This window comes from Amycolatopsis sp. NPDC000009, assembly GCF_055563465.1.
In genome coordinates, this window is sequence record NZ_JBVHDI010000011.1 from 61787 (window position 1) to 80546 (window position 18760).

Sequence of the window (18760 nt, forward strand, 5' to 3'; positions counted from 1 at the left end):
TGCCGCATCCCACAGACCGCTGCCCTCCCCAAAAAAGAGACCACAGCCCCCGGAACCGGCGCAACAGCAGAGGGCCGCCGCGACAATCACCGGCTCCGGATCTCGGCCCCACGCTTCAGATTCGTCACCAGCGCCGTCGACTTCCCCGTGACAGCGGCCGCGAGTGGCCGCTCGAGCCCGGGGAGGCGTGCCACGTGAAGGAAGACCCGGCGCACCTGGAGCAGGAATCGGTTGGCGGGCAGGAACCATCGCGCGCCACGGCGGGCGACCTGCTGCTTTTCGGTCACCACCGGGCGGACCAGTTTTTCGTACGCCGCGAGCGCGGTTTCGATCGAGGCCGAGCGGGCGAGCTGCTCGGCCAGCACGAACGCGCCCGCGATCCCCAGCGAAGCGCCCTGTCCGGCGAGAAGGGAGACGGCATAACAGGAATCGCCGACGAGCACGACCCGCCCGCGGCTCCAGGACGGCATCTCGATCTGCGCGACCTGGTCGTAGTACACCTCGGCGGAAGGCGGGCACAGAGCGAGCGCCCGGGGCACCGCCCAGCCGAGCGAACCGTAGGTCGCGCGCAAAGCCGCTCGCGCGTCGTCCGGCAGCACCGGATCCGTCGTGCGGTGCACGGCGAACGCCGCGAGCTTGCCGTCGCGAAGACCGTAGAAACCCATCTGCATCCCGATCGTGTCGGTCAGGCAGAACCGGTCCCCCACCCGCGCACGGATCTCCTCGTCCTCGAACACGAAGGCAGCCGTATGAAACCCGAGATGACGCAAGAACCGGCTCTCGTCGCCGAAGACCAGCCGGCGCACGGTCGAATGGATCCCGTCGGCCCCGACCAGCAGATCGGCTTCGAGCGTCTCGCCGTCCGCCGAAGTGACCCGCACCCGGTCGCCGAGATCCTCGACTCCCGTGACACCGGCACCGAATCGGACGTCCACTGTGGACGGAAGTCCGGCGCGCAGGACACGTTCCAGATCGGGCCGCATGATGCTGCAGATCCTGCCCCGCACCGATTTGGCGAACTGGACGTAGTCGATGGAGGCGCGGCGGCGACCGCGCTCGTCCAGCAAGCTCGCCTCGTCCACCTGGTACGCCGCGTCTACGACCCGGGGCAACAGGCCCATCTCCTCGACGGCGTCGAAGCCGGGACCGAAGAAGTCGATCATGTAGCCCTGCTCCCGGGGCCCCGCGGCCCGCTCCAGCACCACGACCTCGACGTCCAGCGCCGCGAGCCGGTGCGCCAGCGCCAGCCCGGTGATTCCGGCACCGCAGATCGCCACCTTCATGGGGTTCCTCCCTTTCGGTTCAGTCGACCAGTCTGCGCAGGACGGCAGGAGACACAGTGCCCGACTCCGGCCCGAGCGCCCGATGCAGCAGAAGCCCGTCCACCGCCGCGAAAAGAACCGCGGCCGTGTCCTCGGCCTCGGCCACCCCGCGCTGTGCCAGCCAGCCGCCGAGCCGGGTGCGCAGGTCGGCGAGCAGCTCGCGGATGCCTTGCCGCAGGGTGTCGTCGCGGGTCGCGGCGAGGTAGGACTCGGCGAACAGCAACGACATCGGGTCGATTCCGGAGTATCCACCGACCGACGCCAGCAGCGCGTCCACCGCGTCCGCGGGCGTTTCGACGGTTTCCAGTGCCGGCTCGAAGGCGAGGGCGACCTCGTGCATCGCTCCCAGCACGGCCTCGATCAACAAGGCCTGCAGCGAAGGGAAGTGGTAGTGCACGACGCTCGGCGTGACACCAGCGCGTTCGGCCAGGATCCGGGTGCTGACCGCGGACCAGCCGAGCTCAGGTACGAGCGCGACGGCCGCTTCGAGCAACCGCCGCCGAACGAGCTGACCGCGCGCCGCGGCCGGGGATCCTGCCACCGGTTCATCTCCTAGGGCGTTCGTCCTGTACGACTGCCCTGATCATATGCCCGGATCCAGCCGCGGCGCAAACAAGGGGGTCAGACCGCCTTCAGAAGCTCCACCACTCGCTCCGCGGTCGCGACGCTGGATTGCGGGTTCTGTCCGGTGACGAGGTTTCCGTCGACGACGACCTCGCTCGTCCAGGCGGCCGCCGGCGTGACGATCGCGCCCTGCTCCCGAAGCCGGGTCTCGACGAAGAACGGGCTCTTGTCACCCAGCCCGCCTTGCCGTTCCTCTTCGTCACTGAACGACGTCATCGTTCGGCCGGCGAAGGTGAACGAGCCGTCTTCGCCGCGCGCGCTGAGCAAGGCGGCGAGTCCATGGCAGAGGGCGGCGATGGTCTTGCCGCGCGCATCGGCGTCGTTCAGGAGGGCACCGAGCTCACCGTCGTCCACCAGGTCGGTCATCGGACCGTGCCCGCCGGGCAGGTAGACGGCGTCGTAGGCATCGGCCGAAACATCGGAAAGCTTGAGCGGCGCCGAAAGATCGAGCCCGTTGAGGTATTCCGCGAACTTCGCGCCCTCGGCGGGGTCGACGCCGCCGCGTTCGTCGAGGCTGAGGGGATCGACGGTCGGCCGGAGCCCGGACGGCGTCGCGATCTCCACCTGGTGCCCCGCCGCGGCGAGGACCCGATGCGATTCGGCGACCTCTTCGGCCCAGAAGCCGGTCGGGTGGTCGGTGCCGTCGGTGAGCCGCACGTGGTCGGCGGCCGAGACGATCATGAGGATCCGCGCCATGACTGTTCCTTTCGTTCCTCCGGGGCGGTGTGCCCCATTGCCGGCTTCAACGAGGTCTTCGCCGCGCGTACTCCGCACAGGCGGCTACGATCCATAAGATTTCTTATGGAAGGTGACTTGCATGCCCAACTTGGATCGGCTGGCGACCTTCCTGGCCATCTACCGGCAAGGCTCGCTCTCCGCGGCCGCCGCGGAGCTCGGCCTGACCCAGCCCGCCGTCACCGGACAGCTGCTCAAGCTCGAAGAGGAGCTCGGCGAGCAGCTGTTCGTCCGGTCAAGACAGGGCGCGGCGCCGACCGCCCGCGCGGCCGAACTGGCCGCCAGGATCGGCACCCGCATCGACGAACTGCGGGGCGCGCTGACGGCGGGCGACGACGACGTCCAGTACCGCGAACGGGTGGCGTTGGGCGGCGCGAGCGACGGCATGGCGACGCGGTTCCTGCCCGCGCTCGCCCCCCTGACCGAACGCGGGCTGCGCATCACCGTCACCCTCGGGCTCGCCGACGAACTCCTGTCCGCGCTCGAAGCCGCGCGGCTGGATCTCGTCGTCTCCTCGGTCCGCCCACGGCAGCGCGGTATCACCGCCCTTCCGTTGATCGACGAGGAATTCGTCCTCGTCGCCGCACCGGCCCTGGCGCGGAGCGTCGATCCCGTGCTGCTCGAGACCGACCCGGTGCCCGCGCTGGCGCATCTGCCGCTGATCGCGTACGCCGACGATCTGCCGATCATCCGCCGCTACTGGCGCAGCGAATTCGGGCGGCGGCCGCCGAACCGCGTCGCGATGGTCGTCCCCGACCTGCGCGCGATCCTCGCCGTCGTCGTCGCGGGCGCCGGGGTGAGCGTGCTGCCGCGCTACATCGCCGCGGCCGCGCTCGAAGCGGGATCGGTCGCGATCGTGCACAACCCGGTGGTGCCGCCGCTCAACACGATCTATCTCGCGCACCGGTCGGGCACGGCGCGGCCCGTGGTGACCCTCATCCGCGACAGGCTGCTGGAACGCGCCCGCGGCTGGGGTTCGCTCTGAATTCCCGGTGCGGCAAAAATGACCTCTTTCCGCGGCGGGATCGTCGCGAGGCTTGCTCTTCCGAATCCGTTTCTTGGAGGACACATGGTCTCGAAGCCCCGCCTCGCACTGGGAATGCTCGTTCTCGCCGCCTTGGCGGGCGGGCTGCTCGCGTTGCTCATCTCGCTCGACGTCGGCGCCTTCTGGGCCAAGACGCTGCCGCTCGTCTTCCTGGCGGGCGGGGCGGCGTTCGCCCAATCCCTCGGCCTGTTCAACAAGGCGCCGAAGGATTAGGGACCGGTCCCCGCACCCGCCGTTAGCGTCCTGCCCGTGACCGAACTGGGTGCCTACGTCGAACGCTTCGAAACGAATTGCCGCAGACGTGCGCTCCGAGGTGTGGCGGCGATCGTGATCGGCACGCCGATCGCGGTCCTCGGTGTCGTCGTGTTCGTGCTGGGGCAGGAGGCCGGGATCTCCGGTGGGGAGATGGTCATCGGCCTCGTCATCGGCTGCGGGCTGGGGCTGACGCTGATGGGAGCCTGGGGCTGCTGGCACGCCATCAGCAAGCGGGGCGAGATCTTCACCTTGTACGAACAGGGATTCGTGCACACCTGGCGGAGATCGACCACCGTCGTGCCGTGGACCAAGGTGGCGGTGGCCGTCGACCACGCCAAGAAGAACGCCCTCGCCAAAGCGTTCGGCGGCGATGTCGGCTGCCTCGTCAAACTCACCGACGGCCGGAAGATCCTCATCAACGGGTTCACCGAAGGCGCCGCGTTGCTGGCTCACAACATCTTCGAGGCCGTCGGACGGCGTCCCGGCTGAAGGCCGAGTCAGACCCGCTGTGGCGCGAAGGTCCGGCGATAGTCCTGCGGGGAAACGCCGACGACCTTGTGGAAATGGTGCCGCAGCAAGGCTCCCGAGCCGAAGCCGCAGCGGCGCGCGACCTCGTCGATGCTCATCGTCGTCTCCTCCAGCAGCGACCGCGCGTGCAGGACCCGTTGCGTCGAAAGCCATCGGTGTGGAGTGGTGCCCGTTTCCGCGACGAACTTGCGCGCGAAGGTGCGCTCGGACATCCGGGCCCGGCGGGCGAGTTCGGCGACCGGATGTTCGTGGGCGATGGTGTCCAGCATCCAGGTGAGCACCGGCTGAAGACTGTCCCCGGTGCACTCCGGGATCGGCACCTCGACGAACTGGCGCTGCCCGCCTTCCCGTTGCGGCGGCACCACCATGCGCCGGGCGATCACGGTGGCCGCGGCGGAACCGAGTTCGCGCCGGACCAGATGCAGGCACGCGTCGATGCCGGCGGCCGTTCCCGCGCTGGTGACGATGTCGCCGTCGTCGACGAAGAGGACGTCCGGATCCAGCTCGGCCTGCGGGAACCGCTTCCGGAACGCCGCGCTGTGGCGCCAATGGTTGGTGCACCGCCGTCCGTCGAGCAGTCCGGCGGCGCCCAGCACGAACGCGCCCGTGCAGACCGAAAGCAACGTGGCGCCGCGCTCCGAAGCCTTCCGGAGGGCTTCGAGCACCGCGGGCGGGTACTCGTCGCGCACATCGCAGGCGGGGACGACGACGAGATCCGCGTCCTCCGTCGCTTCGAGACCGTGTTCCGGGGTCACTTTGACGCCGTGGCCGATGCTGAGTGGTTCTCCCGCGCGTTCACCGCACACGCGGAAGTCGAGCAGTGGCACTCCGTCGTCGGTGCGGTCGTAGCCGAACACCTCGCAGACGACGCCGAACTCGAAGGCGGCGAAATCGTCCAGCAGCACCACGGCGACGGTTTTCAGCATGGTCCGAGCATAACTGGCAGGATTTTGCCACACAACGACAGAACTGCCACTTCTGGCAGGATCTCGTGCGGCGCACACTTACTGCCATGACCGCAATCATCGTCACCCTCGCCCTGCTCGCCCTCGTCGCCTACCTCCTGGAGCGCAACCACACGCGCCAGGGCCGCCCGGACACCGCCGGTGGAGACCCGCTCGGCAGGCCCTTCTGGAGAGGCGGGACCACGGTCTGAAATCCCTCGAAACCAGGCCGGTGAACGACGTCTTCTTCGTCCTGCCCTGCGGACCGCGGCTGTGCCGGCGGCCGACATCCCCTACGTGGACACCGATCGCGAACCGCAAGCTGGTGCTCGACTCGGGCGAAGCCCCATGAACAAACTGCCGGACGGAACCTGGGGTCGTTGCGGCAGACTGGACGGGGACCAGCCCGCCGATCACTGCGCCGGCGTCCGGATCGAGCAGACCGGCTGGACACCCGAGTGACGGCGGCCGTCGAGTCCGGCGGGTGTGAGGAAATCCTCGCCGAAGAACGGCGGTTCAGCAGGACTCTCTGCGAGAAGCTCGGCCCGATCTCCTGACCACCGGTGTCACGAGCGACACGTTCCCCGCCGGGACCGCGAACCGGACCGGCATCCACCGAGGTCAAGCCCATAATCACGGCTTTAAACCACTTCGCCCGTATTTTCTGCCAGTTACCAGTTTTCTGGTTAGGGTGCAGTGGTGCAAACGGGTTAACCTCGGGCGGAAGGAGAACGCGCCGCAGTCGGCGTGTCACTGAACATGAGTTCGCAGGACGGTAAACAAGCGGAAGAAGAGGTCGTCGCGGAGACCGCGGCCGACCTTGCCCACGCACCGGACACGACGGGTCCGGGCCACCCGCCCGATGAGCACGTCCCCCTCGACCTCGTCGCCGACCGACCCGCGGAGACCGACAAGACCGTTTTCGGTGTGGCGGCGGTGCTCGCGCTCGCGATCATCGTCTGGGGCGTGCTGGCCCCGGAAAACCTCGCGAGTGTCGCGTCGACCCTGCTGAACGACGCCGTGATCCCTTACGGCGGTTGGGCTTTCGTGCTGACCGCTAGCGGTTTCGTGCTCTTCGCGGTCTGTCTGGCCATAAGCCGCTACGGCCGGATCCCGCTGGGCGGGGACAAGGAACTGCCCGAATTCCGGACGTCGTCGTGGATCGCGATGATGTTCAGCGCCGGGATGGGCATCGGCCTGATGTTCTTCGGGGTGTACGAACCGGTCTCCCACCTCGCGAGCCCACCCCCGGGCACCGCGGCCCCGAATTCCGACGAAGCCGTCCACACCGCGATGGCGACGACGCTGTTCCACTGGACCGTGCACCCGTGGGCGATCTACGCGGTCGTCGGTCTCGCGATCGCCTACAGCACCTTCCGCAAGGGCCGCAGCCAGTTGATCAGCTCGGTGTTCGCGCCGCTGATCGGCAAGCGCCGCACCGAGGGCCCGCTGGGCAAGGCGATCGACATCATGGCGATCTTCGCCACGCTGTTCGGTTCCGCCGCTTCCCTCGGTCTCGGCGCGCTCCAGGTCGGCGGCGGCATGGGCGCCGTCGGCTGGATCGACGACCCCGGCAAGGGCCTGCTGGTCGCGATCATCGCGATCCTCACCATCGCGTTCATCGCTTCGGCGGTTTCCGGTGTGGCCAAGGGCATCCAGTGGCTGTCCAACATCAACATGGTGCTCGCCGCGGTACTCGCGGTGTTCGTGCTGGTGGTCGGGCCGACCGTGCTGATCCTCAACATCGTGCCGGGCGCCATCGGCGACTACTTCCGCGAGCTGGCGGAGATGTCCGGCCGTACCGGGATGACCGGTGGCGCGGAGATGCAGACCTGGCTCGGCGGCTGGACGGTCTTCTACTGGGCGTGGTGGATCTCGTGGACGCCCTTCGTCGGCATGTTCATCGCGCGGATCTCGCGCGGCCGCACGATCCGGCAGTTCATCTTCGGGGTCATCGCGATCCCGAGTGTCGTGAGCCTGATCTGGTTCGCGATCTTCGGTGGCGCGGCGATCAGCAGGCAACGAGCGGGGACGGACATCGCGGGCGCGGGCAGTGCCCAGTCGGCGACGTTCGAACTGCTCGAGACGCTGCCGTGGTTCATCCCGATCGCGATCCTGGTGATGATCCTGGTGTCCATCTTCTTCGTCTCCGGTGCGGACGCGGCGTCGGTGGTGATGGGCACCTTGTCCCAGCGCGGAAGCGTGCATCCGAAGAAGACCGTCGTGATCTTCTGGGGCGTGCTGATGGGCGCCGTGGCGGCGGTGATGCTGCTCGTCGGCGGGGACAAGGCGCTGACGGGTCTGCAGAACCTCACCATCCTGATCGCGGTTCCGTTCGTGTTCGTGATGGTCGGGTTGTGCGTCTCGGTCTGGAAGGACCTGCGCAACGACCCGCTGATGAAGCAGGAAGACGCGATGATGTTGTCGCTGAAGGAACTGCACGAGGAACGCACCAACGGTGGCCACGGCCGCCGTCGGATCCTCGGCCGGTCGAAACAGCGCACCTGATCTCGTGAGTACATGAAGGCCCCCATCCTTGCGCCTAGGTACAGGATGGGGGCCTTCATGTACTTCAGGCGCGTCCGATGGCGACGAAAGCGCACAGCGCCAGGTAACCGAGGTCCAGCAGCGCGATCAGGGGTTCGCGGCGGCGCAGCCGCACGACCACGGCGCCCGCCATGACCAGCGCCAGCCCGAGGGCGGCCAGCGGCACGAGTTCCGGTGCGATGTCGAGCAGCGCGGGCAGGATCAGGCCCACCGCGCCCAGGATCTCGACCACCCCGATGAACTTCACGGTGCCGGGACCAAAATCCAGCACCCATCCCGCGCCGGACGCCACCCCGGCGATCCTTTCCCGCGACAGGAACAGTTTCCCGACCCCGGACACCATGTACATGACGGCCAGCAGACCGGCGACGATCCACAGTGCGGTGTCCATCAGTGCCCCGCGAACTGGCCCGGCGTGTAGTCACCCGCCGGCTGCCGGGTGATGACGTTCAGCCGGTTGAAGGTGTTGATGAGCGCGATCTGGGCCACCAGCGCCACGAGCTGGTCGTCGTCGTAGTGCTTGGCGGCGGCCTCCCACGCCTCGTCGGTGACACCGGCGCTGTCGGCGAGGCGGCAGCCCTGTTCGGTGAGTTCCAGCGCGGCGCGCTCGGCCTCGGTGAAGACCGTCGCCTCGCGCCAGCAGGCGATCAGGTTCAGCCGGGTCGTGGTCTCCCCCGCGTGCGCGGCGTCCTTGGTGTGCATGTCGAGGCAGCCCGAGCAGCCGTTGATCTGGCTGGCCCGGATGTTCACCAATTCCCTTGTCGCCAAAGGAAGTTCGCTGCTGTCGAGGACTTTCGCGGCCGAAACGAAGTGCTTGACCAGCTTCGGCGCGAGAGCGGTCTTGAAGTAGTCGAGCCTTGCCTGCATGGGATTTCTCCTTCTCGTCGGTCTTCACTTACTTCGACGAGGAGGACTCCCGAGAGGTAACACCCATGGCCGCGAGGCGACGCGGGTCACTCACGGAATCGATTTCGACGATGCGGCCGTCGACGATGGTGCACGACATGACGCCCAGCAGCTTGCCGGTCCGGCTCCACGACACGATCCCCGGTTTGCCGTCGACCAGCGCTGGACGAGTGGTGACGACGGCGCGCGCCCCGCGCTGGACCCGCGTGGCCACCTCGGCCGCACCGAGCCGCACGACCTCGCCGTGGCGGCTCCGCGAGCGCCACGTCACGTCGGGGTCGAGCATCTCGACCAATCCTTCGAAGTCTCCTTCGCGCGCGGCCGCGAGGAACGCCTCGACGACCGCGTGCTGCCGGGACTCGTCGGCCGGACGCTGTCCCCGCACCTTCCGGCGGGCCCGGCTGGCGAGCATCTTGGCCGCGTCCGCGGATTTGCCGAGGATCTCGCCGACCTCGGCGAACGGGACCCCGAACAGGTCGTGCAGGACGAAGGCCAGCCGCTCGGCCGGGCCGAGGGTGTCCAGCACCACGACCAGGGCCACCCCGACCGATTCGGCGAGGAGCGCGTCCTCTTCCGGCGAGCCCTCCAGCACCAGCAGTTCGGGCGGCTCCTCGTAGGAGTCCTCGGGGTGGGCCTTGCGGGAACGCAGGACGTCGATGCAGACGCGGCCGACGACGGTGGTCAGCCAGCCGGAGAGGTTGTCGATCGTGTCGGCGTCCTGGCGGGCCAGCCGCAGCCAGGCCTCCTGGACCGCGTCCTCGGCGTCCGTGCGGGAGCCGAGCATCCGCTGGGCCACGGCCACCAGACGCCCGCGCTGCTCCTCGAACGCGCTGGCCAGGGCTTCGCCGGTCATGTCGATACCTTTCCCGCGCCGAATCCGTCATGGACATGACGAGCGCGACGCGAGAAAGGTAACCGACTACCCTCAGACGTCCCGGATAGGCGTCTTCACGACCTTCTTCATGCCGGGGTTCGACGTCTTCGGCTTCTTCGTCTTGCCCGGTTCGGGCTCCGGCTCGGGCTCGGCGGCCGAGCCGCCGATACCGGAGTCGATCGCCGCCGTGACGATCAGGTCACGCTCGTAGGACGAGATGGCTTCGCCGTCGAGCAGTTCCTGGGTCACGGCCCGCACGTAGGTCACGAACTGCTCGTTCGACGAGTAGTCCGACTCGTCGTCGATCACGTCGTTGATCGTGCAGCCGTTGCCGGTGTCGCGGTTCTCGACCTGGCTGTCCGCCGTGCCGAGGATCACGGTGTCCCGGACGTCGGAGTCCGGGCAGGCGTCCGGGCCCGGCGGCGCGGCGACGATGGTGAACGCGCCGCCCTGTTCCGCCGAGACGTTGCCCGCCTTGTCCGACGCGCGGTAGGCCAGCGTGTGCGTGCCGAGCTCGGTCACCTTCACCGGCGCGGTGTAGACCGTCCAGGCCCCACCGTCCAGCTGGTACTCGATCTTGTCCACACCGGACCCGGCGTCGGTGGCCGTCAGGTTGATGGTCGCGTCTTCGATGTACGACCAGCTTCCGTCCAGATCACCGCTCACCACCACCGAAACGGCGGGCGCGGTGCTGTCGTCGCCCTCGACGATGGTGAACGTCGCCGTGCCTTCGGCCGAGACGTTGCCCGCCTTGTCGGTGGCGCGGTACTTCACCGTGTGCGCGCCGACGACGGTGAGCGCGAGCGGCGCCGAATACGTCAGCCACGGTCCGCCGTTCAGCTGGTACTCGACCTTGCCGACGCCCGAGCCGCCATCGGTCGCCGTGAGCGTCACGGTCGCCTTGCCGACGTAGTTACCGGCGGTGTCCTTGGTGCCGGTCACCTCCGAGGTCACGGTCGGCGCGGTGGTGTCACTGCTGACGATGGTGAAATGCGCCATGCCCTCCGGCGAGACGTTGCCCGCCTTGTCCGACGCGCGGTACGAGACCATGTGCATCCCCGGTGCGGAGACCGCGACCGGAGCGGTGTACGCGGTCCACGCGCCTTCGTCCACTTTGTACTCGACCTTGTCGACGCCGGAGCCCGCGTCGGTGGCGGTGAGCTTCACGGTGGCGGTGTCGAGGTAGTTGCCCGCGGTGTCCTTGGTCCCCGTCACCTCGGCCGTCACCGTCGGCGGCGTTTTGTCGCCTGGGTCGCCCGTGACGACGGTGAACGACGACATCCCTTCCGGCGAAACGTTTCCGGCCTTGTCGGAAGCGCGATAGTGGACCATGTGCGACCCGGCGGTGGAGACCGCCACGGGTGCCGTGTACGCGGTCCAGGCACCGCCGTCGAGCTGGTACTCGACCTTGTCCACACCGGACTGGCTGTCCGAAGCGGACAGGTTCACCGTCGCGGAACCGACGTAGTTCCCGGCGGTGTCCTTGGTGCCGGTCACGTTCGCGGTCACCGTCGGCGGCGTGGTGTCGGGGGTCGGCTCGCCGGTGACGACGAACTCGCCCATCATCTTGGTGTGGCCCTGGATCGTGCAGTAGTACCGGTACTTGCCAGGGGTCAGCGTGACCGTGGCCTCGTGCACGCCGTTCTTGTCGTCGTAGGGATTGGCGACGATGTTGAGGTTGACGTCGTGGTTGTAGCCGGCGGTCGAGGTGTCGAACGTCAGCGTGTGCGACATCGTCGAGCCGAGCTCTTCGGTGTTCTTGAAGACGATCGTGGTCTCACCGGCCAGCGCGGTGCTCGGTGCGCTGAGGTAGTGGTCGGTGCTGTCGCCCGCGGTCCATTCCAGGGTCTGGACGGGCGCGGCGGAGGCGGGAGCGGACGAGCCCGGTAACACCAGGCCCGCCAGCGCGAGCGTCGCGACCACCAGGGTCACGACGAGGGTTCTTGGGGACATCGCAGGGAAACCTTCCGTACAGGGGAGCCCGGCCGGGCACGCGAACCCGCGCGCCCGGCCGGTTTTCGCGCTACAGCTGCCGCACCCGGATGTTGCGGAACTCCATCAGGTCGTTGTCACCGTGGTTCTGCAGACCGATGAACCCGCTGACGAACTGCCGGAAGTCGGTGGACGGGTCGCCCGCCCGCGACGACTGGATACCCGGCGCGTTCTCGAACTCGTTGATCACCACACCGTTGCGGATGATCGTGTACTTCTGCCCGACGACCTTGATCTCGTACTCGTTCCAGGTCCCCTTCGGCTTCACGCCCGCCTGGTCCAGCGGCCGCGGGTCGAAGTTGTAGATCGACCCGGTCTTCTGCGGCTCACCGGTGGCGCCGTCGTACAGCTGCACTTCGTGACCGCAGTAGATCGCGACCCAGGCCTGCGACGTCCTCGCCGAACCGACCGTGCCGCAACTGCCCGGCGGACGCTGCTCCAGCGGAGTGCGCGGATCCGGGAACCGGACGAACACACCACTGTTGGCACTGCCCGAAGGCGCGATGTCCTTGAACTGCAGCTTCACCGAGAAGTTGCCGAACTGCCGTGCCGAGTACCACAGCATGCCGAGCCCGCCGGACGGTCGCAGTGACCCGTCCGGCTGGATGGCGAACTGCCCGGACGGCGCCTGCGACCAGTTGCGGAACGATTCGGGCGTGCCGTCGTAGATCGCGTCGTAACCGGTGACGCCCTTGTTGCCGATGGGCGACGCGGCGGCCGCGGCGTTGATCTTGTCCGACTCGGCCGCGTTCAGCACGCCGAGGTCGCCCAGCCGGTCCACGGCCTGGGTGACGTGGTTGACGAAACCGGCGTGGGAGGTCCACGTGCTCTCGTCGTCGATCATGTCGTCGACCGTGCAGCCGCCACCGGCGTTCCGGTTGGTCACCCCGGTATCGGTGTCGCCGATGGTCACCGTGGCGCTGGAATCCGCCACGAGACACCCGACGTTCACCGAGTTCCGCGTGGTCACCTTCTCGCCGTCCGCGTAGGTCACGGTCAGCTTGGCGGTGTAGAACCCGGTGCGCGGGTAGGTGTGCCGCGGGTCGGGCTGGGTCGAGATCGTGCCGTCGCCGAACTCCCACCTGTAGGAGACGCCGCCGGACTTCGACCCGGTGAAGGCCGCGGTGAGCGGCTTGTTCTGTACCATGGTCGACGCCGCCGCCGCTGCCGGGGTGGCCTCGCCGCCGATGTAGCTGATCTTCAGCAGCTTCTGGTTGTTGGTCAGGGTGAAGAAGCCGCCGCCGTAGTCGAGCACGTACAGCGCGCCGTCCGGCCCGAACTTGGCGTCCATCCACTGGTTCAGCTTCGTGTCGCCACCACCGGTCGGGATGATCTGCCGCACCGTCTCGGCGAACACCGGCGGATCCTGCTTCGCGACGCCGTCTGGGTCGAGGGTGACCGCGATCCGGTTCTGCCCGTTGCTCTGGTCACCGATGAACCACTTGTCGTTCCAGTAGGCGGGCCACGCGACGCCGCTGTTGGTGTTGACCAGTTCGCGGTGGTACGTCGGCCCGGTCATGACCGCCTGGCCGCCGCCCTTGAGGTAAGGCTGCGTGTAGGTGGCCTCGGCCGCGTTGTACGTCGGGACGGAGCTGTTGGGGCGGTTGGGGAACACCGGCCCGCCGCCGTCCGGCGCGTACCAGATCATGTTCTTCTTGATCGGCGGCAGGTTCACCAGGCCGGTGTTGCGCGGCGAGGTGTTGACCGGGTTGTCGCAGTCGTACCAGCCGGTGAGCACCGCGGCGTCGGTGCTGCTGCGGTCGCGGTACGGCTGCTTGTTGCCCATGCAGTACGGCCAGCCGTGGTTACCCGCCTCGGTGATGACCGTGGCGGTCTCGTACTTGGCCGGGCCGAGCTCCGGGCTCGGCGAGGACGCGTCCGGGCCGACCCACGCGGCGGTCAGCCAGTTGGTCTTCTTGTCGACTTGCAGACGCGAGATGTTCCGCACGCCCATCACGTAGATCTCGGGCCTGGTCTTGTCCCCGGGGTCGTTCGCCTCGGGGAACAGGTTGCCCGCCGGGTTGGTGTACGTACCGTCCGGCTCCGGGTGGATCCGCAGGATCTTGCCGTTGAGGTCGTTGGTGTTACCGGCGGTGCGGCGCGCGTCCTGGAACGAGACGCCCTTGTAGTCCTTGGTCCAGTTGTTGCCGGAGTACCCGTTGGAGCCCTGCGACGAGTTGCTGTCACCGGAACCGATGTAGAGGTTCCCGTCCTTGTCGAAGTCCATGCCGCCGCCGGCGTGGCAGCAGCTGTGGACCTGGACGTCCCACGACAGCAGATCCTTGCGGGTCGCCTGGTCCAGCGTCTGGTTCTTCAGGTCGTAGGTGAACCGAGAGACCGTGCGCTTGCCGATCCGCTTGTCGAGGTCGACCGACGCGTGCGGCATCCAGTAGGCGTACATCCAGCCGTTCTCGCTGAACTTCGGGTCCAGCACGAGACCGAGGAGGCCTTCCTCGTTCTTGACCAGTTCGTCGCCGCTGCCGCGGTTGCCCATCACCTTCAGCGTGGTGAGCAGCTTCGGTTTCTTGGTGACCGGGTCCCACTGGTGGATCGTGCCGCAGCCGGCACCGATCTCGGGGTTGGTCCAGTCGTTCGGCGCGGGGACGACGTTGCCGGCGCAGGCGGCGCGGCCGATGTAGAAGACCCGGCCGTTCGGCGCGATGGTGAGCCCGTGCGGCTCGCCCATCTGGTCCAGCTGGCCGGGCTGGTTGATCCCGGTCAGGCGTTCGACCTTGTAGTTGGCCGCGATACCCGCCTTGCAGTCACCGCGCACCATGCCGGTGGTCCACTTCAGCGCACCGAGGATGTGGCTGCGGAACTGGGCTTCGCCGTAGCTCGCCTCGGTCCGGCCCATGCCGGTGTAGAAGGAGCGGCCGCCGTCGTAGTCACGGCACCACGAGATCGGGTGGAAGGCCCCGTTCGCGCCGACACCCGGCTTGTAGGTCGACTCCTCGACCTGCGCGACCGTGTGCACGGTGCCGACCGGGTTGACCTCCCAGTTGAGCCACCGGTCGGTGCGGACCCACTTCTGCGGCAGGCCCGCCGTGGCCGGGTTCGCCTTGTCGAGGACGTCGACCGTCGCCTCGGCCGGCGGAGCCTCCGGCGGCGGCGGGGTGGTCGAGTTGTCCTTGTACAGCTTCCAATCCGCCAGCTGGATGAGCGGGTCGCCCGCGTTGGCGGTGATGTTCAGCCGGTAGTTCGCGTACGCCGTGGTGTTGGCGAAGGTGAACTTGCGGCTCACGAACCGGTCGGGGAACGTCTCGTTGGTGCGGGTGTCGAGATCGGTCCACGTGGTCCCGTCGTTGGAGCCCTGCAGGGTCCAGTTCTTGGGGTCACGTCCGGCGTAGTCGTTCGCCGAAACGAGGTCGTAGCTGCTGACGGCGACCGGGGCGGCCATCTTGTAGGCGACCCAGCCGGTCGGGGAGAAGGTCAGCCACTTCGTGTTCTCGTTGTTGTCGGCGAGCTTTTCCTTTGTCTCGTTGGGCGGGTTCTCCGCGCTCGCGGTGATCGAGGCGACCGCCTCCGGCGTGGGACGCGCCCCCACCGGACGGGCCCCGATCAGCCCGGAGAACCACTGCGAGCCGTCCTGCGCCCGCGCGGCGTCCGACAGGCCGAGGAAGCCGCCGCCCGCCTTCATGTAGTTCTGCAGCGAGGTTTCCTGGTCACGGTTGAGCGTGATGCCCTGCGCGGACAGGAAGACGACGCCGCGGTACTTCGCGAGGTTCGCCTGCGTGAACACCGCGGGGTCCGAAGAGGACGAAACGGAGATCCCGTTCGCCTGGCCCAGGCTCGCGATCGCGTCCGTGGCGCGCAAGACGGGGTCCTTCTGGTCCGCGGCGGTGCCGTGGAAGACCAGGACGTTGACCGGGACGTTCGTCGCGGCTTCGGCGGTCACCGGTGCGATGGCCAGCGGAAGCCCGGAGGTGACGACGGCGCCGACCGCCAGCGCGGCCAGCGAACGTCTGCGGAGCCGACGTTGCGAAAATACTCGTCTCAAGTTCTCGCTCCTTTCAAGGCTAGTGGTGGTGGGCCGAAGCCCCGGTGGCGTCCGGAGTGGACGTGGTGTGCTGATGTCCCTTGAAGCGGTCGATCGCCGCCTGGGCGCCCGCGGGCATCCCGCCGTCGGCGTTGCGGACCAGGAACACCCCGGACATGCCGTCGTCCGAGTGCTGCTGGACGTGGCAGTGGTACATCCACGCGCCCGGCCCGACGCCGTCACCGGCGATCACCTGGAACCCGAAGGAGTTGCCGGGGTCCAGGGTCTTGTTGTCGAGGATCGGGGCGTTGTCGGTCGCGCTGGTGAGCATGCCGGTGCGGGTGTCCGCCCAGCGGTGCGCGTGCAGGTGGAAGGTGTGCATCAGGTTGCCGTGCCCGATGCAGATGAACTCGACGCGTTCGCCGAGGTTCGCCTCGAAGATCGGCGTGTTCGGGGCGACCTGGTGGTTGATCCACATTTCGGTGAACACCACGGTGAACTGCTTGCTGGGCAGCAGATCCCCGCGTTTGCGCACGATCAGGCCGCCGTAGAGACCCTTCATCAGGCCCACCGTGCCGTGGTCGCCGCCGAACGCGTGGTCGTGGTAGTGCCAGTACCCCGCGCTACCGGGCATCCAGAAACCGTTGGCCGCCTGATACGCCGTCCGCGTCCGCCAGGTGTAGGTCTTGGTCTCGTAGGGCTTGTTGAAGGAGTCGTTGAACGGCGAGCCGTCCGACTTGGTGTCGTAGTTGACGCCGTGCGGGTGGATCGAGAGCCGCTGGTCGGTGTTGTTGACCAGCTCGATCACCAGCGTGTCACCCTCGTAGCACTCCAGGAGCGGCCCGGGGATCGTCGGTTTCCCGGGCTCCAGCCCGTAACCGACCCGGGTCGAACCGGGAACGTAGTCGGCGTAGATGGTGATGTTGCGCGTCATCCCGGCCGCGGCGGCCGGCGCCGAGCCGGCGCTCGCCGACACCACGACCGGGGCGATGACCCCGGCCGCGGTGCCCGCGAGCATCGATCTGCGGGACAGCCCGCGTTTCTTCTTGTCCATTGTGGATTCCCCAGCTAGAAGCGGACGTTACGGAGATAGGTGAATCCGGTCTGGGCGGTGCTCAGGGGATCCGTGGGGTTGTCGTGCTCGACGATGTATTCGGCGAGATGGGGACGGGTGTGGCGGAAGATGCGGGGGAAGTCGATGACGCCCTTGCCGGGGTCGACCATCTTCCCGTCCGCCGTCCGGTCCTTGACGTGGTACTGCACCACGCGCGGGCAGTGCTGCCGGTACAGCGAAACCGGGTCCATCCCGCCCTCCACCGCCCAGAACAGGTCGATCTCCAGGTGCACGTAACGCGGGTTCGTGTGCCTGGTGAGCACGTCGTACGGGCGCACGCCGTCGATGGGCGCGAACTCGTGCGCGTGGTTGTGGTAGCCGAGCGGGATACCGGCCTGGCGGAACTTCCGTGCCGCCGTGTCCATCCGCCCGGCGAACTGCTTCCAGCCGTCGATGGTGTCGAAGTTCGCCCACGGCACGTTGGCGCGGGTGTTCCCGAGGATCTTCGCGTCCGCGATGGTCTTGTCGAGGTCACCGTCGATGCCGACGTGGGTGGACGTCGCCTTGATGTGGTTCTTGTCCAGCAGCCCGCGGAACTCCTCCGCCGAGCGGCCGTAGGTGCCCGCCAGTTCGACCTTCCGGTAGCCGATGTCCGCCAGCGCGGACAGGGTTCCCGGGAGATCGGCCTGCAGCGCGGTGCGCAGGGAGTAGAGCTGGATGCTGATCTTCTCCACCGGGACCCGGCCCCGGCCGTGGTGGCCGGCTCCCGCTGTGGGCGCAGTGGCCGCACTGGCCACGCCCGGCAGGGCTACCGCCGCGCCGACCGCGACCGCCGCCGTCGCCGCGCCGCGCAGGAGCGCCCGTCGAGAGTGGAACTGCTCAGCTTCTTCACCGCACATGAAACCGCCCTCACTTCTGGTTGCTGAAAGCCGCGTCGAAGGCCGCCGACGGCTTGTCGAACAGGAGCCCCCGCAGAAAGGTCACGGCCTCCGCCGCGCCCCGGAGCCGGTCCATGCCGGCGTCCTCCCACTCCACCGAGATCGGACCGGCGTAGCCGATCGAATTCAGTGCGCGGAAACAGTCCTCCCAGGGCACGTCGCCGTGCCCGGTCGAAACGAAGTCCCAGCCGCGTCGGGGATCTCCCCAGGGGAGATGCGAGCCGAGCCGTCCGTTCCGTCCGTCGAACCGCTTCCTGGTGTCCTTGCAGTCCACGTGGTAGATCCGGTCGGCGAAGTCGAGGATGAAGCCGACCGGGTCGAGGTCCTGCCAGATGAAATGCGAAGGATCCCAATTGAGCCCGAATGCCGGACGGTCGCCGACAGCTTCGAGCGCACGTTTCGTGGTCCAGTAGTCGTACGCGATCTCCGACGGGTGGACCTCGTGGGCGAACCGCACGCCCACCTGGTCGAAGACGTCGAGGATCGGGTTCCACCGGTCGGCGAAGTCGGTGTAGCCGTCGTCGATGACCGCCTGCGACACCGGCGGGAACATCGCGACGTACTTCCACGTCTTCGATCCGGTGAAGCCGATCACCGTGTCCACGCCGAGTTTCGCCGCCGCGCGGGCGGTGTCGGCCATCTCCTTCGCCGCCCGTTGACGGACGCCTTCGGGCTCACCGTCGCCCCACACCCTGGACGGGATGATCGCCTGGTGGCGTTCGTCGATCGGGTCGTCGCAGACGGCCTGCCCGACGAGATGGTTGGAGATCGCCCACACCTTGAGGCCGTGCTCGGCCAGCAGCTTCAGGCGGCCGGGCACATAGTCCTCTTCGGACAGTGCGCGGTCGACCTCGAAATGGTCGCCGGAACACGCGATCTCGAGGCCGTCGTAGCCCCATTCGCTGGCCAGCCTGCACACCTCGGTGAACGGAAGATCCGCCCACTGACCGGTGAACAGGGTGATCGGACGGCTCATCAGTTCTCCTTCTTTGCCTTGTGTGAACCCGCGGCCGCGATAGA

17 protein-coding genes are annotated in these 18760 nt (G+C 67.9%); 5 read left to right on the forward strand and 12 right to left on the reverse strand.

What is annotated here, in order from left to right:
- Window positions 1-86: 86 nt before the first annotated feature.
- The 3 genes from ACZ3HL_RS26615 to ACZ3HL_RS26625 form a co-directional block, all read right to left on the reverse strand.
- Entirely contained in the window at window positions 87-1283 is a 1197-nt protein-coding gene (locus ACZ3HL_RS26615) for an FAD-dependent monooxygenase (protein ID WP_465534476.1), read from the reverse strand.
- A 19-nt stretch (window positions 1284-1302) separates the two neighbouring features.
- Window positions 1303-1863 (reverse strand): TetR/AcrR family transcriptional regulator, encoded by a 561-nt coding sequence (locus tag ACZ3HL_RS26620; RefSeq protein WP_465534477.1) that lies wholly within the window; start codon window positions 1861-1863, stop codon window positions 1303-1305.
- 80 nt (window positions 1864-1943) lie between these two features.
- Window positions 1944-2642, reverse strand: coding sequence for a type 1 glutamine amidotransferase domain-containing protein (locus tag ACZ3HL_RS26625; RefSeq protein ID WP_465534478.1), 699 nt, complete (start codon window positions 2640-2642; stop codon window positions 1944-1946).
- A 121-nt stretch (window positions 2643-2763) separates the two neighbouring features.
- Here ACZ3HL_RS26625 and ACZ3HL_RS26630 point away from each other — a divergent pair, with 121 nt between their 5' ends.
- The 3 genes from ACZ3HL_RS26630 (at window position 2764) to ACZ3HL_RS26640 (ending at window position 4470) form a co-directional block, all read left to right on the forward strand.
- A complete protein-coding gene (locus tag ACZ3HL_RS26630; protein WP_465534479.1) occupies window positions 2764-3666 on the forward strand; it encodes a LysR family transcriptional regulator in 903 nt (300 codons plus the stop codon).
- Between the two features lie 84 nt (window positions 3667-3750).
- Complete coding sequence (locus tag ACZ3HL_RS26635; protein ID WP_240595238.1) at window positions 3751-3939, forward strand: hypothetical protein; 189 nt, start codon at window positions 3751-3753, stop codon at window positions 3937-3939.
- A gap of 36 nt (window positions 3940-3975) precedes the next feature.
- On the forward strand, window positions 3976-4470 hold the full coding sequence (locus ACZ3HL_RS26640) for a hypothetical protein (protein ID WP_465420080.1): 495 nt from the start codon (window positions 3976-3978) through the stop codon (window positions 4468-4470).
- An 8-nt stretch (window positions 4471-4478) separates the two neighbouring features.
- Here the strand turns inward: ACZ3HL_RS26640 and ACZ3HL_RS26645 are convergent, their stop codons facing one another.
- On the reverse strand, window positions 4479-5435 hold the full coding sequence (locus tag ACZ3HL_RS26645) for a GlxA family transcriptional regulator (protein ID WP_465534480.1): 957 nt from the start codon (window positions 5433-5435) through the stop codon (window positions 4479-4481).
- 86 nt (window positions 5436-5521) lie between these two features.
- Here ACZ3HL_RS26645 and ACZ3HL_RS26650 point away from each other — a divergent pair, with 86 nt between their 5' ends.
- Window positions 5522-5665, forward strand: coding sequence for a hypothetical protein (locus tag ACZ3HL_RS26650; protein ID WP_465420076.1), 144 nt, complete (start codon window positions 5522-5524; stop codon window positions 5663-5665).
- Window positions 5666-6212: 547 nt separating this feature from the next.
- Window positions 6213-7961, forward strand: a complete 1749-nt coding sequence (locus tag ACZ3HL_RS26655; RefSeq protein WP_465534481.1) for a BCCT family transporter — start codon at window positions 6213-6215, stop codon at window positions 7959-7961.
- 64 nt (window positions 7962-8025) lie between these two features.
- On the opposite strand, the gene ACZ3HL_RS26660 is transcribed toward ACZ3HL_RS26655, so the two are convergent.
- From ACZ3HL_RS26660 to ACZ3HL_RS26695, 8 genes are all read right to left on the reverse strand, one after another.
- A complete protein-coding gene (locus ACZ3HL_RS26660; RefSeq protein ID WP_465534482.1) occupies window positions 8026-8391 on the reverse strand; it encodes a DoxX family protein in 366 nt (121 codons plus the stop codon).
- Window positions 8391-8867, reverse strand: coding sequence for a carboxymuconolactone decarboxylase family protein (locus ACZ3HL_RS26665; protein ID WP_465420070.1), 477 nt, complete (start codon window positions 8865-8867; stop codon window positions 8391-8393). Before ACZ3HL_RS26665 ends, ACZ3HL_RS26660 begins: the two co-directional genes overlap by 1 nt.
- Before the next feature lie 28 nt (window positions 8868-8895).
- On the reverse strand, window positions 8896-9759 hold the full coding sequence (locus ACZ3HL_RS26670) for a sigma-70 family RNA polymerase sigma factor (RefSeq protein WP_465420069.1): 864 nt from the start codon (window positions 9757-9759) through the stop codon (window positions 8896-8898).
- Window positions 9760-9831: 72 nt separating this feature from the next.
- Complete coding sequence (locus ACZ3HL_RS26675; RefSeq protein ID WP_465534483.1) at window positions 9832-11733, reverse strand: OmpL47-type beta-barrel domain-containing protein; 1902 nt, start codon at window positions 11731-11733, stop codon at window positions 9832-9834.
- A gap of 70 nt (window positions 11734-11803) precedes the next feature.
- Complete coding sequence (locus ACZ3HL_RS26680) at window positions 11804-15769, reverse strand: ThuA domain-containing protein (RefSeq protein WP_465534484.1); 3966 nt, start codon at window positions 15767-15769, stop codon at window positions 11804-11806.
- A 19-nt stretch (window positions 15770-15788) separates the two neighbouring features.
- Window positions 15789-16802 carry a multicopper oxidase domain-containing protein gene (locus ACZ3HL_RS26685; protein ID WP_465534485.1) on the reverse strand — a complete coding sequence of 338 codons (1014 nt, stop codon included), beginning with the start codon at window positions 16800-16802 and terminating at the stop codon, window positions 15789-15791.
- Between the two features lie 14 nt (window positions 16803-16816).
- Window positions 16817-17701, reverse strand: a complete 885-nt coding sequence (locus tag ACZ3HL_RS26690) for a sugar phosphate isomerase/epimerase family protein (RefSeq protein WP_465534486.1) — start codon at window positions 17699-17701, stop codon at window positions 16817-16819.
- Window positions 17702-17711: 10 nt separating this feature from the next.
- Complete coding sequence (locus tag ACZ3HL_RS26695) at window positions 17712-18716, reverse strand: sugar phosphate isomerase/epimerase family protein (protein ID WP_465534487.1); 1005 nt, start codon at window positions 18714-18716, stop codon at window positions 17712-17714.
- Window positions 18717-18760: the final 44 nt, after the last annotated feature.

Coding starts and splice junctions, on each gene's coding strand:
- ACZ3HL_RS26670 (WP_465420069.1), bottom strand. CDS start 9,759: ATGACCGGCGAAGCCCTGGCCAGCGCGTTCGAGGAGCAGCGCGGGCGT.
- ACZ3HL_RS26635 (WP_240595238.1), top strand. CDS start 3,751: ATGGTCTCGAAGCCCCGCCTCGCACTGGGAATGCTCGTTCTCGCCGCC.
- ACZ3HL_RS26645 (WP_465534480.1), bottom strand. CDS start 5,435: ATGCTGAAAACCGTCGCCGTGGTGCTGCTGGACGATTTCGCCGCCTTC.
- ACZ3HL_RS26685 (WP_465534485.1), bottom strand. CDS start 16,802: ATGGACAAGAAGAAACGCGGGCTGTCCCGCAGATCGATGCTCGCGGGC.
- ACZ3HL_RS26650 (WP_465420076.1), top strand. CDS start 5,522: ATGACCGCAATCATCGTCACCCTCGCCCTGCTCGCCCTCGTCGCCTAC.
- ACZ3HL_RS26660 (WP_465534482.1), bottom strand. CDS start 8,391: ATGGACACCGCACTGTGGATCGTCGCCGGTCTGCTGGCCGTCATGTAC.
- ACZ3HL_RS26695 (WP_465534487.1), bottom strand. CDS start 18,716: ATGAGCCGTCCGATCACCCTGTTCACCGGTCAGTGGGCGGATCTTCCG.
- ACZ3HL_RS26665 (WP_465420070.1), bottom strand. CDS start 8,867: ATGCAGGCAAGGCTCGACTACTTCAAGACCGCTCTCGCGCCGAAGCTG.
- ACZ3HL_RS26690 (WP_465534486.1), bottom strand. CDS start 17,701: ATGTGCGGTGAAGAAGCTGAGCAGTTCCACTCTCGACGGGCGCTCCTG.
- ACZ3HL_RS26625 (WP_465534478.1), bottom strand. CDS start 2,642: ATGGCGCGGATCCTCATGATCGTCTCGGCCGCCGACCACGTGCGGCTC.
- ACZ3HL_RS26655 (WP_465534481.1), top strand. CDS start 6,213: ATGAGTTCGCAGGACGGTAAACAAGCGGAAGAAGAGGTCGTCGCGGAG.
- ACZ3HL_RS26630 (WP_465534479.1), top strand. CDS start 2,764: ATGCCCAACTTGGATCGGCTGGCGACCTTCCTGGCCATCTACCGGCAA.
- ACZ3HL_RS26615 (WP_465534476.1), bottom strand. CDS start 1,283: ATGAAGGTGGCGATCTGCGGTGCCGGAATCACCGGGCTGGCGCTGGCG.
- ACZ3HL_RS26675 (WP_465534483.1), bottom strand. CDS start 11,733: ATGTCCCCAAGAACCCTCGTCGTGACCCTGGTGGTCGCGACGCTCGCG.